Source organism: Deinococcus indicus (assembly GCF_002198095.1).
In the GTDB taxonomy this organism is placed as follows: domain Bacteria; phylum Deinococcota; class Deinococci; order Deinococcales; family Deinococcaceae; genus Deinococcus; species Deinococcus caeni.
Window position 1 is genome coordinate 1 of sequence record NZ_NHMK01000016.1, and the last position, 15,000, is coordinate 15,000.

The 15,000-nt window shown below is 67.4% G+C and carries 18 protein-coding genes (1 of these 18 only partly in view); 8 read left to right on the forward strand and 10 right to left on the reverse strand.

Annotated features, from left to right (window positions below; all coding sequences use genetic code 11):
* Positions 1-67: 67 nt before the first annotated feature.
* Positions 68-376 carry an IS1 family transposase gene (locus tag CBQ26_RS23150; protein WP_143342070.1) on the reverse strand — a complete coding sequence of 103 codons (309 nt, stop codon included), beginning with the start codon at positions 374-376 and terminating at the stop codon, positions 68-70.
* Between the two features lie 127 nt (positions 377-503).
* Here CBQ26_RS23150 and CBQ26_RS11715 point away from each other — a divergent pair, with 127 nt between their 5' ends.
* The 4 genes from CBQ26_RS11715 (at position 504) to CBQ26_RS11730 (ending at position 3,510) form a co-directional block, all read left to right on the forward strand.
* The gene (locus CBQ26_RS11715) at positions 504-773 is read left to right on the forward strand and encodes a hypothetical protein (RefSeq protein ID WP_088248826.1); all 270 of its coding nucleotides are present in this window, start codon (positions 504-506) and stop codon (positions 771-773) included.
* 295 nt (positions 774-1,068) lie between these two features.
* Entirely contained in the window at positions 1,069-1,662 is a 594-nt protein-coding gene (locus CBQ26_RS11720; RefSeq protein WP_088248827.1) for a DUF305 domain-containing protein, read from the forward strand.
* Between the two features lie 58 nt (positions 1,663-1,720).
* Positions 1,721-2,389 (forward strand): response regulator transcription factor, encoded by a 669-nt coding sequence (locus tag CBQ26_RS11725; RefSeq protein WP_088248828.1) that lies wholly within the window; start codon positions 1,721-1,723, stop codon positions 2,387-2,389.
* On the forward strand, positions 2,386-3,510 hold the full coding sequence (locus CBQ26_RS11730; RefSeq protein WP_088248829.1) for a sensor histidine kinase: 1,125 nt from the start codon (positions 2,386-2,388) through the stop codon (positions 3,508-3,510). Before CBQ26_RS11725 ends, CBQ26_RS11730 begins: the two co-directional genes overlap by 4 nt.
* A 181-nt stretch (positions 3,511-3,691) precedes the next feature.
* On the opposite strand, the gene CBQ26_RS11735 is transcribed toward CBQ26_RS11730, so the two are convergent.
* The 6 genes from CBQ26_RS11735 to CBQ26_RS11755 all read right to left on the reverse strand — a co-directional run bounded on the left by CBQ26_RS11735 (position 3,692) and on the right by CBQ26_RS11755 (position 8,870).
* Positions 3,692-4,093: a four-helix bundle copper-binding protein gene (locus CBQ26_RS11735; RefSeq protein ID WP_244898031.1), complete on the reverse strand. Its 402-nt coding sequence runs from the start codon at positions 4,091-4,093 to the stop codon at positions 3,692-3,694.
* 268 nt (positions 4,094-4,361) lie between these two features.
* Positions 4,362-4,808 carry a tetratricopeptide repeat protein gene (locus CBQ26_RS22505; RefSeq protein WP_244898032.1) on the reverse strand — a complete coding sequence of 149 codons (447 nt, stop codon included), beginning with the start codon at positions 4,806-4,808 and terminating at the stop codon, positions 4,362-4,364.
* On the reverse strand, positions 4,805-5,122 hold the full coding sequence (locus CBQ26_RS22510) for a C39 family peptidase (RefSeq protein ID WP_244898033.1): 318 nt from the start codon (positions 5,120-5,122) through the stop codon (positions 4,805-4,807). The genes CBQ26_RS22505 and CBQ26_RS22510 overlap by 4 nt, the downstream gene beginning before the upstream one ends.
* A 310-nt stretch (positions 5,123-5,432) precedes the next feature.
* Positions 5,433-5,846, reverse strand: coding sequence for a hypothetical protein (locus CBQ26_RS11745; RefSeq protein WP_088248831.1), 414 nt, complete (start codon positions 5,844-5,846; stop codon positions 5,433-5,435).
* Complete coding sequence (locus CBQ26_RS11750) at positions 5,843-6,283, reverse strand: hypothetical protein (protein WP_216360357.1); 441 nt, start codon at positions 6,281-6,283, stop codon at positions 5,843-5,845. Before CBQ26_RS11750 ends, CBQ26_RS11745 begins: the two co-directional genes overlap by 4 nt.
* Positions 6,284-6,353: 70 nt before the next feature.
* Positions 6,354-8,870 (reverse strand): heavy metal translocating P-type ATPase, encoded by a 2,517-nt coding sequence (locus CBQ26_RS11755; RefSeq protein ID WP_088248832.1) that lies wholly within the window; start codon positions 8,868-8,870, stop codon positions 6,354-6,356.
* A 169-nt stretch (positions 8,871-9,039) separates the two neighbouring features.
* On the opposite strand from CBQ26_RS11755, the gene CBQ26_RS11760 reads away from it, so the two are divergent.
* From CBQ26_RS11760 to CBQ26_RS11775, 4 genes are all read left to right on the forward strand, one after another.
* Positions 9,040-9,249: a CopZ family metallochaperone gene (locus tag CBQ26_RS11760; RefSeq protein WP_088248833.1), complete on the forward strand. Its 210-nt coding sequence runs from the start codon at positions 9,040-9,042 to the stop codon at positions 9,247-9,249.
* A complete protein-coding gene (locus CBQ26_RS11765) occupies positions 9,249-9,593 on the forward strand; it encodes a metal-sensitive transcriptional regulator (RefSeq protein ID WP_425319429.1) in 345 nt (114 codons plus the stop codon). Before CBQ26_RS11760 ends, CBQ26_RS11765 begins: the two co-directional genes overlap by 1 nt.
* A gap of 68 nt (positions 9,594-9,661) precedes the next feature.
* Complete coding sequence (locus CBQ26_RS11770; RefSeq protein ID WP_088248908.1) at positions 9,662-9,898, forward strand: glutaredoxin family protein; 237 nt, start codon at positions 9,662-9,664, stop codon at positions 9,896-9,898.
* A gap of 58 nt (positions 9,899-9,956) precedes the next feature.
* Complete coding sequence (locus CBQ26_RS11775) at positions 9,957-12,320, forward strand: heavy metal translocating P-type ATPase (RefSeq protein ID WP_088248834.1); 2,364 nt, start codon at positions 9,957-9,959, stop codon at positions 12,318-12,320.
* A gap of 87 nt (positions 12,321-12,407) precedes the next feature.
* On the opposite strand, the gene CBQ26_RS11780 is transcribed toward CBQ26_RS11775, so the two are convergent.
* From CBQ26_RS11780 to CBQ26_RS11790, 3 genes are all read right to left on the reverse strand, one after another.
* Positions 12,408-13,331, reverse strand: a complete 924-nt coding sequence (locus tag CBQ26_RS11780) for a cytochrome D1 domain-containing protein (RefSeq protein ID WP_216360358.1) — start codon at positions 13,329-13,331, stop codon at positions 12,408-12,410.
* A 276-nt stretch (positions 13,332-13,607) separates the two neighbouring features.
* Positions 13,608-14,144, reverse strand: coding sequence for a CueP family metal-binding protein (locus CBQ26_RS11785; protein ID WP_088248835.1), 537 nt, complete (start codon positions 14,142-14,144; stop codon positions 13,608-13,610).
* A gap of 183 nt (positions 14,145-14,327) precedes the next feature.
* Positions 14,328-15,000: the 3' portion of a tyrosine-type recombinase/integrase gene (locus CBQ26_RS11790; RefSeq protein WP_088248836.1), read on the reverse strand. 188 nt of this gene lie beyond the right edge of the window; the window shows 673 of its 861 coding nt (coding positions 189-861); the start codon falls outside the window, past its right edge; it ends in the stop codon at positions 14,328-14,330.

Genomic DNA, 15,000 nt, shown 5'->3' on the forward strand with positions numbered 1-15,000 from the left:
GTGTGGCGGGTCACAAACGTGCATAACTCGTCGCACTCCAGCACCAGCGCCGCTGGTGCTGGAGTGCTCACACTTTTGGGAAGCTCTGGGGATCGGGATCAAGGCTGTGTGGGACGGTGTTCGTCAGAGCCTGGAGATGGCGTCGGAACCAGGAACGACTGACCCCGACAGCCCGGCAGATGCCGCGGTGTGACAGGCGTTCGGACAGCAATCGGTCGACGAGGGCAACTGTGTCGGGTGAAATCCGCGTTCGTCGGTGGTGGAGGGTGAACTGGTGGGTGCAGACGCGGCACAGGTAGCGCTGCTTGCCTGTGTGGGTGTGACCGTTTTTGACGATGCGGACGGCGCCGCACTGCGGACACTCCAGACCGTTCATACTTCATTGAACACCCGTCATGCCTGAGAATCCACGACCCCGCCCCGGTGCCCGTGCCCCGCGGACGCCCCCGCACCAGCTTCATCCGCCCAGCCGCACCCCTCTCCCCCACTGAAGGAGCCACCCCGTGACTGACCTGACCCTCACCCGCGTCCCCGCGTCCCTGCCCGGGCAGCCCGAACGGGTCGGGCTGGCCGTGCTCGGCGGCGTGATCGTCGCGCACGTCGCCACCCCACACAGCGCGGACCTGTTCGAGGCCGGCTGGCAGGCCCGCCTCGAGGAGCAGCGGCGCAACCAGCCCGGCACCCTCCGCCAGTGGCGGCGCGGCTGGGACCACGCCAACACGTACCTCGCCCATCTCGTCACCGCGCAGGCCCCGTGGCCGGTGAGCGCATGACGGGGTCCAGACACGATCCGGCAATTTTTGTACGCTAAGCGAGGCTACGCCAGGGCGGCTGAAGATGGGAGCAGAAAAGGCGGCGTGAGAGCCGACGGCAGCTTCTTCAGGCCGCCCCCTAGCTCCTTCAACAGGGGCAATCAGCACCGCCGGATTTGCCTCAGGTCAGGCGGGTGAGCACCCAGCCCAGCGCAGTGCAGATGTTGGCACAGGGAAAGACGTTCCCAGACGAGAAATTTCACACCATCGTCGTGGCTTTACGCAAGCTGAACAGAGCGCCGCTAGCCTGCTTACCATGACCACGAAGCGTTTGTTCCTCAGTACCCTCGTGACCCTGACATTGGCGGCTGCGCCCGCTCTGGCCCAGATGAATCATGGAGCGCATGGCACGCCCGCCACCACCAGCACCTCCATGCCGCATGCCATGGGCGACATGGGTGGCCTCGCGCGCCTGAGCGGCAAGGCCTTCGACCGCGCCTACCTCAGCATGATGATCGCCCACCACCAGGGCGCGGTCGAGATGGCCCGCGCCGTACAGGGACGCGTCAAGGACGCGCAGGTGAAGACCTGGGTGGCGAACGTCATCCGTGACCAGACGGGTGAGATCAGGGAAATGACCGCCTGGCTCAAACCCCTGGGAGGGATCGACGCGAAGATGCAGGCCATGATGGCGGGGGGCATGAAGGGGATGGTCACGCCGCTGAAGACCACGAAGGACCCGGACCGGGCCTTCGTGCAGGGGATGCTGCCCCACCACGCTTCCGCGCTCGATATGGCGAACCTCGCCCTGCAAAAGAGCAGCGACGCCCGCGTACTCAAGCTCTCGCGCGACATCATCAAAGCGCAGGCCGACGAGATGTACGCCTTCAAGCTGTGGCTCGCCCGCTGAGGCTGGCGACCACGGCGGCCCCATCCCCAGGATGGGGCCTTTACCCTGGAAGGCAGCTATGGCCCGCATCCTGATCGTCGACGACAACCCCGCCATCCTGGAAATCCTGGGCGCGTACCTGAGGCAGGAGGGGCACACCGTGCTGGAAGCGCACGACGGCGATAGTGGCCGGGAACAGCTCGCGGGGGCCGACCTGGCGGTCCTCGATTGGATGCTGCCCGGGGTGAGTGGGCTGGAGTTGGCTCGTGAGCAGCGCCGCGCTCACCCGGACTTCCCGATCCTGCTGCTCACGGCACGTGGTGAGGAGGAGGACAAGCTGCGCGGTCTGGAGGTCGGCGCCGACGACTACGTCACCAAGCCCTTCTCGCCCCGGGAGGTCGTGGCCCGGGTGCGGGCCCTGCTGCGCCGTGCCCGCATTCACGACCGCGTGTCTGCGGGGGGACTGCACCTCGACGAGCACACCCGTACCGCCACTCTTGATGGGGAAGGCCTCAGCCTCTCGAAGCTCGAATTTGACCTGCTGCTGACCCTGGCACGTCATCCCGGCTTCGTGTGGTCGCGCGACCGCCTGCTGGAGCGGGTGTGGGGACCGGATTTTCCCGGCGTGGAGCGGGTGGTGGATGTCCACATGGCCGGGTTGCGGAAGAAACTCGGCGAAAGTCCCGAGCAGCCGCGCTTCATCGAGACGTTGCGCGGGGTCGGCTACCGCTTCCGGGACGAGACGTGAGGCTCTTTCCACGTCTGTTCCTGGGGCACCTCCTGGTGACGCTGGTGGCGCTGGGTGCCCTGTTGCTGATCGCGGAAGTGACTGCGCCGAGCTTCTACCGCCACCACGTCGAGCAGATGGTGGCGCTGCTGGGGCCGGAAGGCCGCGAGCTGCGGCCAGACCTGGAGCGTGGCATGCGCCAGACCCTCAACCTCGCGCTGCTGGCCGCCCTGCCTTTCGCGGTCGGCTTCGCGGCCTTCGCGGCCTGGCTGACCTCGCGGCGCATCGTGCGCTCGGTGCGGCTGCTTGGCGAAGGCAGCCGTGACTTGGCGGGGGGGCACTACCGCCGCCGTCTGCCGGAGACGGGACGTGACGAACTCACGGATCTCGCGCACAACTTCAACGTGATGGCGGGGTCGCTGGAGCGGGTCGAGCAGGACCGGGTGGCCCTGATCGGCAACGTCGGGCACGAGCTGCGGACGCCGCTGGCCGCCCTGCGCGGGTACACCGAGGCCATGACCGACGGGGTGATGGTCCCCGATCAGGCCGCGCCCGCCATCGGACGGGAGGTGCGGGCGATGGAGCGCCTGGCGAGCGACCTCAGCCTGGTGTCCCGGGTGGAAGCGGGCCGGGTGGAGCTGCACCCCACGACCTTTGGGGCAGCCAGCCTGCTCCATGCGGCGGCTGAGCGCTTCGGGGAGGCCTACGCCGAGCGTGGCGTCACGCTAACCGTGCAGGAGGAGCCAGACGCTGCACAGGTGAGAGCTGACTTCGAGCGGTCCCTGCAAGTGCTCTCCAACCTGCTCTCCAATGCGTTACGCCACACGCCCCAGGGAGGTCAGGTCACCCTGGCGGCGGAAACCGCCGGGAGCGGCGTCCGCTTCAGCGTGCAGGACACCGGACACGGCATCCCCCCGGAGCACCTGGCGCGCATCTTCGAGCGGTTTTACCGGGTGGACCCTGCTCGGACACGGGGGGAGGGCAGTGGGGTGGGGCTGACCATCGCCCGTGGCCTGGTCGAGCAGATGGGAGGACAGATGGCAGTCGTCTCGGGCGAAGGCGGCAGCACTTTCACCTTTAGCCTGCCGGTCGCGCTCCGTTCAGAGGGCCTGGTGCCCATCGGTGGTGGAGTGACGACGTAGAACTTGCATCCTGGCCCCTCCCGTGGTGCGCTTGGCAACAAGGGTGAAAATGCGGGAGAGAGTTCAATGCAGCCTGTTTTGTCCATGAAAACGAGTTGGCGCCTCACCGGAATGCGGTGGGCGTCCAACTCGGGCGCTGGCTTGCTGAGCGGGGCAGGCCGCGAAACTGGCAGCGATGGGGTTACGCGCTCAGGCTGCTGAGCAGGTCCTGGCAGGCCTGCTCACAGCGGCGGCAGCTCTCGGCACAGACGGCGCAGTGCGTCATGTTCATCTCGCGGGCGTGCCGCTCGCACTCGTTGCCGCAAGCCTGGCAGGCGGCCAGGCACGCCTGAAGCTGGGCACGCAAAACGTTCTGATCAGGCTGAGTCAGCCGCAACAGCACCCGGCCGGTCGCTCCGCAGATATCCGCGCAGTCGAGATTGAGCCGGATGCACGAGACGAAGTGCATCAGGTGCTCGCGTTCTTCCAGACAGGCGTCCGCGCAGGAGGTACAGATGTTCGCGCACTCGAAGCAGGCGTCGATGCACTCGGCAAGCGCGCCCTGATCGAACAGGCCAGCGGGGTTGGGGTGGGTTTGCAACATCCTCTGTGTACTCGCTGGCATGTACGGCCTCCTGGGTGGGTGAGGGCAAACGTGGCGAACAGACGGGGCAGCAGGCTACGAAGTTGCTACCCGGTCAGCGTAATCACGCCTTGTTCAGCTTCTGTAAAACTGGCGTAACCCTCAAGGCTCGGTGAACCCCAATACCTTCCGGTTCAGCCGGTGTTCTCCCGCCGGGAAACCACTCAGGTAGCCCGCCCGTACGAAGCCCGGTCCCTCCAGCGTCGTGGTGCTCCTTCCTTCGGGGCACCTACCCGCTGAGAGCGTCGCGCGCCAGATTCCGGTACTGGACGAGTTCCTTACTCCTCGGGTACGCCCTGAGCGCGAGTTGCGTGACCTTCAGGGTTTTCTGGTGGTCGCCAGCTTTCGTCCACGCTTCAAACGCCTCCTGACGGTACAGGTAGTAGATGGTAGGCACGCCGAGGGCGACCGCGCGATCAAACTGTTCGGTGGCTGCCGTGACGTTGCCCAGCCGCAGGTTGGCCTTTGCGAGGCCCCACCAGGCGTAAGGATCGTTCGGACGGGCCTTCACATCCTCCTCCCCGTGGAGCTTGGCGTGTCGCCAGTTCGCCGTCAGGTCGAAATCCTCCCCCAGCGCCTCCCGCACCTGTCCCTCCTTCCCGGGGGGGTACGCGATCAGGTACTCGCCGTTGTAGTACCGCCACAGGTCCTGCACCTCCGCGGTGGTGAGGCTCAACGAGGGGCCCCGAAGCGGGTCACTGACCAGGAGCGCCCCTGGCTGTACCCGTACACCGTGCGGAAGTGCGCGACGTTGCTGCCCGCGCGCAGGCGCTGTTGCAGGACCACGGGGAAGCCACGCGACACCAGCTCACGGAGGACTTCCGCATCACCGGCATACCGGATGACGCTGCGCAGCCCGAAACGGCCGAGGTAGTCGGCAAGTTCCAGGCTGGTCACCTGGGGGTCACTCCGGTAGTCCTTCATTGCTTCCGCCGCCTGCGTCTGCGACACCCGCGTCCCGTGGTACCCCAGGACAGTCAGGGCCGTCACTGGCGCGCAGTTGTCCGGGCCCTGGTATTCATGCCGAATGTTCTTCAGGGCCACGCTCGCGGGGACAGCGGACGCCCACCCACCCAAGATCAGGAAAGCCAGCCCGCACACCAACGGTCGAATTGCCATGCGGCATCTTTTCGGAACCCTGTAAAGTTCCTGTAAAGGGCCGCTCCTCCTGTCCAAGGGCTGGCCGAGGTCACGACCGCGTGACCGGACCGTGCCGCGGTCAGGGCGGCTGTGGGGGTTGAAGCGCCATGAAATGAAGGAGACCAGCCGCCGCTGGTCTCCTCGACTTCGGAGTGTCGAATCAGGTTGCCGTGGGTGCAAGCGCATCCCGGAGACGCACGAGCAGTTCCTCGCCCCGCTCGTACCCGGGGCGCACGAAAACCATACCCATGTTGCTCCAGTCCTGCACCGCCGCAACTTCCTGCCCGCCCTCGTTGAGCTTGAGGTGCGGGTAGGCGCCGTACTCCACGAAGCAGGCGAACTCCTGAGCGACCCCCTCCAATGCAAGGGTGTTCTCTTCGTTCCAATGCACCAGGTACGGCAGCAGGAAGGCGGGCTTGCCGCACGAGCCGCCCAGGCCCACCAGGGGCATCCCGGCGACGGTGGGCACCTCACCACGCAGGCGGGTGCGCTGGAGGAACGCTTGGCGGTCGCGGACGAGAGCGGGGCTGGTCTTCAGAGAGGCGACGTAGGGGCCGACGGAGAGCTTGGTCATGGGGTGGTCCTTTCCTGCCCGCTGGGGGCGGTCTGGGGGGTCAAGGTGGCAAGCAGGTCACGCAACAGTTCCTGGGCGTGGCCATACTCGGCGCGCAGGTACACTACCCCGAAGGGGGTCCAGTCCTGCACGGCCGCGAGTTCCTTGTCGGTGGCGATCTGCCGCAGGTGGGCCAGGTGGCCGTACTCGACGTAGCTGCGGTGCTGCCGGGCGAGGGCTTCGAGGGCCAGCAAGTTCTGCTCGGTCCAGGTGAGGGGGTAGGGCAGCGCGAAAGCGGGCTTGCCGCAGGAACTGCCTACCCCGAGGAGCGGGAGGCCCTGTTCCCCGGGGTAGGCGGCGCGCAGGCGGGCACGTTCAAGGAAAGCTGCCCGATAGCGGTCGTGTCCCGCCTGCTTCCGGAGGGCGTGCATCAGTTCGGCTACGTCGAGCTTCGCCATCGGAACAGCACTCCTCTCCAGGCATTGCCAGGCAAGGGGACCGCACCTGCCGGATGCGGCCCCGGGGAGGTCAGGCGCGCGCCGGGGTCGCGGCGACCGTGCGAGCAGGAATGGGGTCGGGGCGGACCGGCGGGCGGAAGGAGCGCAGCCGCAGCGCGTTGCTCAGCACGAAGACGCTGGAAAAGCCCATCGCCGCCGCCGCGAGCACCGGGCTGAGCAACCAGCCGAAGGCCGGGTGCAGCACGCCCGCCGCCACCGGAATCAGCACGATGTTGTACGCGAAGGCCCAGAAGAGGTTGAGCTTGATGTTCCGCAGGGTAGCGCGGCTCAGCGCATAGGCGTTGGGCACTCCACGCAGGTCCCCGCTCATCAGGATCACGTCGGCGGTCTCGACGGCCACGTCCGTGCCGGTGCCGATGGCGAGGCCGACATCCGCCTGCGCGAGCGCTGGAGCGTCGTTGATGCCGTCTCCAACGAAGGCGACCCTCTGCCCCTTGGCCTGCAACGCCTTCACCGCGTCACTCTTCCCGCTGGGCAGCACCTCGGCGAGCACCTCGTCGATGCCGAGCTGGCGGGCGATTGCGTTCGCGGTCCGGGCGTTGTCCCCGGTGATCATCGCCACCTTGAGGCCCTGGCGGTGCAGCGCCTGGACCGCCTCGGAGCTGCCCTCCTTGATCGGGTCGGCCACGGCGATCACGGCGGCGAGCTGGCCGTCAAGAGCGGCGTACAGCGGGCTCTTGCCCTCGTCTCCGAGCCGCTCGGCCTGGGCGGCGAAGTCATCCACGTCGAGCCCGAGCCGGTGCATGTAGCGGTCGGCGCCGACCTGCACCAGGCGGCCTTCCACCCGCGCCTCCAGGCCATAGCCGGGCACCGCCTCGAAGCTCTCCAGGGGGAGGATGGCCATGCCTTCCCGCTTCGCCGCGTCCACGATGGCGCGGGCGATGGGATGTTCACTCTGCTCTTCGGCAGCCGCGACCAGCTTCAGCACCTCGGTCCGGTGGAAGCCCGAGGCCGTCACCAGGTCGGTGAGTTCGGGCCTGCCCTTGGTGAGGGTGCCGGTCTTGTCCATGGCGACCACGTTCACGCCCTGGAGGCCCTCCAGTGCGGTGCCGCTGCGGAACAGCACGCCCAATTCGGCGGCCTTGCCGGTGCCCACCATGATGCTGGTCGGCGTGGCGAGACCCATCGCGCAGGGGCAGGCGATGATCAGCACCGCGACAGTCGTGACCAGGGCGAACGAGAGGGCGCTGCTTCCACCGACCAACATCCAGATCAGGAACGTCAGGGCGGCGATGCCGATGACGACCGGGACGAAGACCGACACGACCTTGTCCGCGAGGCCCTGGATGGGGGGTTTGCTGCCCTGAGCGCTCTCCACCAGCTTGATGATCTGCGCGAGAGCGGTGTCCGCCCCGATCCTGGTCGCCTTGAACTGGAAGGCGCCGTTCTGGTTGATGGTGCCGCCGACGACCGCCGCGCCGGTCTGCTTGGCGACGGGAATGGGTTCACCGGTGATCATGCTCTCGTCCACGAAGGAGTTGCCCGAGATCACCTCGCCGTCGACCGGCACCTTCTCGCCGGGGCGAACTGAGATCAGGTCGCCGATCAGCACCTCGTCGGTCGGCAGTTCGAGTTCCTGGCCGCCCCGCACGACGCGCGCCGTCTTCGGCTGAAGACTCAGCAGCTTCTTCATCGCCTCGCTGCTGCGGCCCTTGGCGATGGCCTCGAAGTACTTGCCCAGCAGGATCAGGGTGATCACGACGGCGGCGGCCTCGTAGTACACGTGCGCGGTGCCTTCCGGAAAGACCTGCGGCGCGAGCGTGACCACCAACGAGTAGAAGAACGCTGCCGAGGTGCCGATCATCACCAGGGAGTTCATATCGGGCGACCTGTTCCTGAGCGCCTTCCAGCCCAGGCGGTAGAAGCGCAGCCCGGGGCCGAACTGCACAGGCACGGCGAGCGCGAGCATGACCCAGTTCAGGGTGGTCATGACGCCGTGCCCGTAAGTCCCCATCAGCCAGTCGTTCACGGCGGGCACGAGCATCGGGACCATCGCCAGGATGGCCAGGGGAATGGCGAAGACGGCGCTGAAGACGACCGCGTTTCTCAGGGAGCGAGTTTCCCGTTCGCGCGCCTCACGTTCCAGGTCGCTGCGGTCCTGCCCCGCCTGGACTTCGAGCACCTCGTAGCCCGCCCTCTTCACGGCGGCCTTGAGTTGTCCGACACTGACGCTGGAGGGGAGATACTTCACGGTCGCGCGTTCGGTGGCGAGGTTCACGCTGGCGTCCAGCACGCCGTCCACCTTGCGGAGTCCCCGCTCGACCCGGCCCGCGCACGAGGCGCAGGTCATCCCCTGTATACCGAGTTCGATCTCCCCCACGACGGGTTGGTACCCCACGTCCTTGATTCTGTCGAGCAGCGCCTGGGGCGTAGCCACCGCCGGGTCGTAGGCCACGGTCGCGCGTTCGGTGGCGAGATTCACCACGGCACTCTCGACCCCCTCGACCTTTCCCAGCCCCCGCTCGACGCGCCCGACGCAACTGGCACAGGTCATGCCCTGCACACCGAGTTCGATGGTCTTGGTCATTTTGCTTCCCCCTATCCCCCCTAGGGGGGTCACTGATATTTACAGGATAGACCCAGGGGAGGGGGATTAGCAAGAGGCTATAGATAGCTCTCTCCCTAGGGCGGATTATTTTCACAACCATCTTGAAATCCAGGGGGGGAGGGTATAACCTGACTTCAGGAGGAGAACCATGACTCAGATAGAACTGAACATCACTGGCATGACCTGTGGCCACTGTCAGGCAGGCGTGACCCAGGCCCTCAAGAGCGTCCCGGGTGTCAGCGACGCGCAGGTGGACCTGGGAACCGGCAAGGCCGTCGTGCAGGGCAACGCCGAGCCTGAGCAGCTCGTCGCGGCTGTGGTCGAGGAAGGCTACGGCGCCCAGGTGGCGCACCCGTAATGGCGAAGCAGACGACCGCTGAGCTGCCGGAGGCGACCCCCCTCCAGGGGAAGCAGTGTCACACAGGCCAGCACCTCTGCATGCCGGAGGACAGCCGCAAGCGCGCCGCGCGTCGTCTCGCCATTGCCCGCGGCCACCTCGAGAGCATTCGCCGCTCCCTGGAAGACCCGGACGTATACTGCGTGGACGTCCTGCGGCAGATCAAGGCCGTGCAGGGCGCGCTGGACGGCGCGGCGAACGTGGTCCTGCGCGGGCACCTCGAAGCGCATGTGGCCACCGCGGCGACGCGCGGCGACGAGAAGGAAATCGTCGACGAGTTGATGGACGTCTTCAAGTACATCTGAAACCACGCCCGCAGGACATCTTCAGGGGGGCGGACGTGGGTCCGCCCCCTGTTCACGTGAGGTTCTCCATGCCGAAAGTCATCCTGTATGCCACACCGACCTGCCCGGATTGCCATGCGCTGCGCCTCTGGTTTGGTCGGCGCGGCGTCTCCTTCGAGGAACGGGATCTGACCAACCCTGCCGTGGCAGACGAGGCAAAAGCGCAGTACGGCGTGCGTGTCGCGCCCATCACCGTGGTGGGCGAACACTTTTTCTACGGCACCTTTGACCAGCAGCGACCAAAGATCGAAGCCCTCCTTGGTTGATCCGCTGCGAGAGCTGATCAGCATCGGGCAACGCTGGTCTGATGGACAGGAGGCAGGCATGACGACGCATGACCACAGCGGACACCAGACACCAGGGGCCGTCCTGGAAGTGGCGTTCCGGAACTGCCACGACGGCTCGGAGTTCGCAGACCTGGAGCGGAGCCTGGCGCGAGTTGTAGGCGTGACCTCGGTGCACATCGACCGCACGCGCGCTGTGGCTCACCTGGGCTACGACCCGGAGGCGGTGACCGAGGCTGAACTTCGTCACCGCCTGCATCAGGCCGGGTACGACTGTGCCTGCCGGGACTGCGCGCCGTCTGCCGCGCAACCAGGTCACCCAGGCGTCGGCGACGAGCGTCACGGGCACCAGGCGCATGACCATGCCGCGATGAACCATGCGGACGCTGCCGCGACACACGACGAGCACGCGGGCCACGGCGCACAGATGGTCAATGACATGCTGCGCCGATTCGTGATCTCGCTCGTCCTGACGGTGCCGCTGATCCTGTACTCCCATATCGGGGAGTCCCTGGGCTTCACCGCCAGGCCGCCCCTCGGCCTCTCGATGGCCTGGTTCGGGTTAATCCTCGCCACGCCGGTCGTCTGGTGGGGGGGCTGGCCGTTCATCTCGGCGGCGTGGCGCGCGCTGAAGCGGCGCGAGGCGAACATGATGACCCTGATCGCCACCGGCATCCTGGTCTCGTACGTCTACTCGGTGTGGGCCACTCTCTTCCTGCGGACCGATGAGGTGTTCTTCGAGGCTGCCGCGATGCTGACCAGCTTCTCGCTGGCCGGGCACTGGCTGGAGATGCGCTCGCGCTTCGCCACCGGAAAGGCGGTGGAGGCGCTGCTGCGGCTGGCCCCCTTGACGGCCCGGGTGGTGCGGGACGGCCAGGAAGCCGAGGTGCCGCTGGAACGGGTCATCGTGGGCGACGAGATCGTGGTGCGCCCCGGGGACCGGGTGCCGGTGGACGGCGAGGTGGTCAGCGGCCAGTCCTACGTGGACGAGAGCATGATCACGGGCGAGTCGCTGCCGGTCCGCAAGGAGAGCGGGAACCGGGTGACGGGCGGCACGGTCAACCAGAATGGGGCCTTTCACTTCCGGGCCACGGCGGTGGGGGCAGACACGGCCCTCGCGCGCATCGTGCAGATGGTGCAGAACGCGCAGGCGAGCAAGGCCCCGGCGCAGCGCCTCGCGGACCGGGCCGGGAAGTATCTGGTGTTCGTGGCCCTGGGCAGCGGCCTGATCGCCTTCCTGGTGTGGTTCTTCCTGGGCGCCGGGGTGGTGTTCGCGCTGACGGCTGCCGTCTCCACGGTGGTGATCGCCTGCCCGGACGCGCTGGCGCTCGCCACGCCTACCGCCATCACCGTGGGCGTGGGCAAGGGGGCACGCGAGGGGGTGCTGTTCAAGAACGCCACGGCACTGGAGGCGACCGCCGGGGTGGACACCGTGATCTTCGACAAGACCGGGACGCTCACCGAGGGGAAACCGGCCCTGACCGATCTGGTACCCGCCCCGGGCGTCAGCGAAACCGAACTGCTGCACCTCTCCGCCTCCGCCGATCAGCCCTCCCAGCACCCGCTCGCGGAGGCCATCGTGCGTGGTGCCGGGGAACGGGGAGTGACGCTGAGCCGGGCGGAAGAGTTCGACTCCATCCCCGGGCGCGGGGTGCAGGCGCGGGTGGAGGGGCGGCGGGTCCTGATCGGCAACCGCAGGCTGATGGAGGGGGAGAACGTACCGCTGGGGGACCTTGACGCTCAAGTTGAACGCCTGGCCGGGGACGGCAAGACGGCGATGTACGTCGCGGCGGACGGGCAGCTCCTGGGTGTGGTGGCAGTGGCCGACCGGATACGGGAATCGGCGAAAGTGGCGGTGACGGAACTGCACCGCCTGGGCGTCCACACGGTGATGCTGACGGGCGACAACCGGCGCACGGCGGAGGCGGTGGCCCGTCAGCTCGGGATGGACACCGTGATCGCCGACGTGCTGCCCGAGCAGAAGGCGGCCCAGGTGCAAGCCTTGCAGGGCCAGGGGCGCCGGGTGGCGATGGTGGGCGACGGCGTGAACGACGCCCCGGCTCTGGCGCAGGCTGAGGTCGGCATCGCCATCGGGGCAGGCACCGACGTGGCCGTCGAGACCGCCGACGTGGTGCTGGTCCGCAGCGACCCGGCGAGCGTGGCGACGGGCATCGACCTCGCCCGGCGGGTGCGCGGGAAGATCAAGCAGAACCTCTTCTGGGCCGCGATCTACAACGTCCTGGCGATTCCCTTCGCGGCGGGCGTGCTGTACCCCTCGTACGGCATCCTGCTGCGCCCGGAGTGGGCGGCGCTGCTGATGAGCGCCAGCACCGTCATCGTCACCGTGAACGCCCTGCTGCTCAACCGGGTGCGCTTCGAACGTCCGGCAGCGGCTGGAGGCTGAGTCAGCAAAAGGAGCGCCCCCACCGCAGGCGGTGGGGGCGCGTGTGCTCTATGTCAGATGGGGGCCTGTGACGAGCGGCGCCCCGGCTCAGTGGTGGCTGCCGTGGTCCCCGCCCGCTGGTTCACCCAGCGCCAGGTTCCGAGTTCCCCCTCCAGCGGGTTGCAGAGGCGAGAAGCTCACGCCGTTCGGGCCACGGCTGGTGGGCACCTGGGCAACCGTCCGGCGCGCGGCGAGGTCCACCACCGAGAGGGTATTCGCGTACGTGTTGGTCACGTAGGCGAAGCGCCCCGTTGGGTCCACCGTGACCCCGTGGGCACCCGTGCCGGTGGTGATGTTCGCCACCACGCTGAACTTCGCCGCGTCGATCACCGAGAGGGCGGTTCCGGGACGCTCGGGAGTGCCCTGGTTGGCGACCAGTACGAAGCGGTTGTCCGGCGTCACGGTGACCTGGATGGGACCGGGGCCGACCGCCACCTTGCCCAGCACCTTGCGGGTGGCCACGTCGATGCGGGCCACTGCGTTCTCGTCCCGCAGGGTCACGTACGCCACCCGGTTGTTCGGGGAGAAGGCGACCTGCGCCGGGGCCTTGCCGACGGGCGTGTCCGCGACCCGACGAGCTGTACGGGTGTCGATCCAGCTCACGCTGCCTGAACCGGTGTTCGCCACCAGGACCCAGCGCCCATCCGGGCTGGGCCTCAGGCCGTGGGGGTGAGAGCCTACCGTCACGGTGGTCAGGGGCTTCAGGGTCAGGGCGTCAATGATGGAGACGCTGCCCGCTTCCCCGTTGGTCACGTAGGCCCGCTTGCCGTCCGGACTGACGATGACGTGGGCGGGCGCGGCACCGGTCGGCACGCTGCCTAGCACCCGGAGGGAGACGGCGTCGATCTTCACGGCCTGGGCGTTCTGCCCGAGGACGGCCCAGGCACTCTTGCTGTCCGGAGACAACTGCACGTTGTGCGGTGCGGGGACGCCGCTCAGGGTGGCCCGGACCCGGTTCGTGGCGACGTCCACGACGGTCAGCCGCTGCCCTCATCCGCGACCCAGAGCGTGCCCCGTGGGGCCGAAGCCCCCCCTGCCAGAGCGGCGGCGGACAGAGACAGCAGGGTGAGGGAGAGGACCAGGGGGGAACGATGTGGCATGGACACAACCTCCAGGGGATGGGGGGGGGGAGGCTTCCTCAGGTCACCCGGAGCTTGTGCTCAAGCTGGAGGAAGTCATGAAGAGGCAAGAGGGCAGGCACTGGGCGCCGGGCCGTCCAGAGGATTGGGCTGACCTGAAGGCGGAATCTCAGCGCAGCCGGAGCGTGGTGATGCAGGTGTCACTGCCCGGCAGGGTGGCCAAGGTGCCCCGGGTGGTCTTCCCCTGAGCGGTGAGCGTGACGTTGTACTGCTGGCCGCGGTCGAGCCACAGCTCCAGGAAGCCGTTGTCGAGCGTCCGCACGGTCTTTCGCAATACGGTCTTTCCCGCTCGCGTTGTGACTTGTACCTTGACCGGCGTGTTCACCAGTTCGCCCTGGCAACCCGAGGTGAAGTGCGTCTTACAGGGGTGGGTCTGGTTGATGTAGGGCGCGATGGCGACCACCATCTGCCCTTTGGGCAGGGCGACGGCCCTCTTCTGGCCGTCCGGGAAGGTGAAGTGGACGGCCTCGGGAGTCACATAGCTTTGCAGCCCGCCCTGAGCGCGCCAGGTGTTGGCCAGCTTCAGCGCCTGCTGGGGGCTGACGCCGTTGAGGAGCGTGGGGGTTGGGGCACGGCCGGGCTGTTGCGCGAACGCGAGCGTGCCCAGGAGCGTGCCAGTGAAGAGCATCAGGTGGGTCTTGTGCATAGCAGTCGCCTCTGAGGTCAAGGTAGCGGCGCCGTGTTAAGCCAGTATTTCGCCCAGTCCCGTCGTCTGGGTCCACGACGGTCTCAAAGCTGGGGCGGGGAGGCAGAGGAGAAGTTCAAACGAGCATGCGGCATTGGTTCGGCGAACGAAAGTAGCTCTGCACCTGGAGGCACACCTGCTGGTTTACCCCTGGGTTCGCCGCCACCGCCGCAGTTCTGCATCGGCCGTACTGTCACTCACCTCGGCGTATCGCAGTGTCGTCTGGATGTGCTGATGGCCCAGGCGCTTCCGAATGGTCGCCAGGCTAACCCCACCGTTGACCAGCTCTGTCGCGTGGCTGTGCCGGAGCTGGTGCAGCGTGCAAGTCACCCCTGCCCGTTCCGTGTATCCCTGCCAGCGCTCCTGCACACTCTGATACCTCAGCGGTCCCCCTCGCCCATTCTTGGTGGCCTGGAACAGCGGGCCGTGGGTATAGCCAAGGCCGTGCAGGTAGCGCCGCAGCGCGTTCACCAGTCTGGGATCGTCGAGCAGCACCGTCCGCTTCCGGCTGCCCTTGCCCAACACGGTCAGGTGTTCATCGCCCCGGGTGAGGTCGAGGTCCTGTACATGTACCCCCAGAGCTTCACCAATCCGCAGCCCCGTTTCGAAGACCAGTCGGAACAGCAGGGCGTCCCGCGCCTGTTCTGCTGGAATCTCGGCGAAGATGCGCTCGACCTCTTCCCGACGAAGTCCTCGCGGATGTGGAGGCGGCAGGCTGGGACGCTCCAGATGCAGGGTGGGGTCGCGGTCAAGCAGGTCACGCTGTAACGCCCAGCGGTAGAAGCGTTCGAGCGCCGTCTGTTTGCGATTCCGGGTC

Coding starts and splice junctions, on each gene's coding strand:
- CBQ26_RS23150 (WP_143342070.1), bottom strand. CDS start 376: ATGAACGGTCTGGAGTGTCCGCAGTGCGGCGCCGTCCGCATCGTCAAA.
- CBQ26_RS11720 (WP_088248827.1), top strand. CDS start 1,069: ATGACCACGAAGCGTTTGTTCCTCAGTACCCTCGTGACCCTGACATTG.
- CBQ26_RS11725 (WP_088248828.1), top strand. CDS start 1,721: ATGGCCCGCATCCTGATCGTCGACGACAACCCCGCCATCCTGGAAATC.
- CBQ26_RS11735 (WP_244898031.1), bottom strand. CDS start 4,093: ATGTTGCAAACCCACCCCAACCCCGCTGGCCTGTTCGATCAGGGCGCG.
- CBQ26_RS11745 (WP_088248831.1), bottom strand. CDS start 5,846: ATGACCAAGCTCTCCGTCGGCCCCTACGTCGCCTCTCTGAAGACCAGC.
- CBQ26_RS11750 (WP_216360357.1), bottom strand. CDS start 6,283: ATGGCGAAGCTCGACGTAGCCGAACTGATGCACGCCCTCCGGAAGCAG.
- CBQ26_RS11755 (WP_088248832.1), bottom strand. CDS start 8,870: ATGACCAAGACCATCGAACTCGGTGTGCAGGGCATGACCTGTGCCAGT.
- CBQ26_RS11760 (WP_088248833.1), top strand. CDS start 9,040: ATGACTCAGATAGAACTGAACATCACTGGCATGACCTGTGGCCACTGT.
- CBQ26_RS11765 (WP_425319429.1), top strand. CDS start 9,249: ATGGCGAAGCAGACGACCGCTGAGCTGCCGGAGGCGACCCCCCTCCAG.
- CBQ26_RS11770 (WP_088248908.1), top strand. CDS start 9,662: ATGCCGAAAGTCATCCTGTATGCCACACCGACCTGCCCGGATTGCCAT.
- CBQ26_RS11775 (WP_088248834.1), top strand. CDS start 9,957: ATGACGACGCATGACCACAGCGGACACCAGACACCAGGGGCCGTCCTG.
- CBQ26_RS11785 (WP_088248835.1), bottom strand. CDS start 14,144: ATGCACAAGACCCACCTGATGCTCTTCACTGGCACGCTCCTGGGCACG.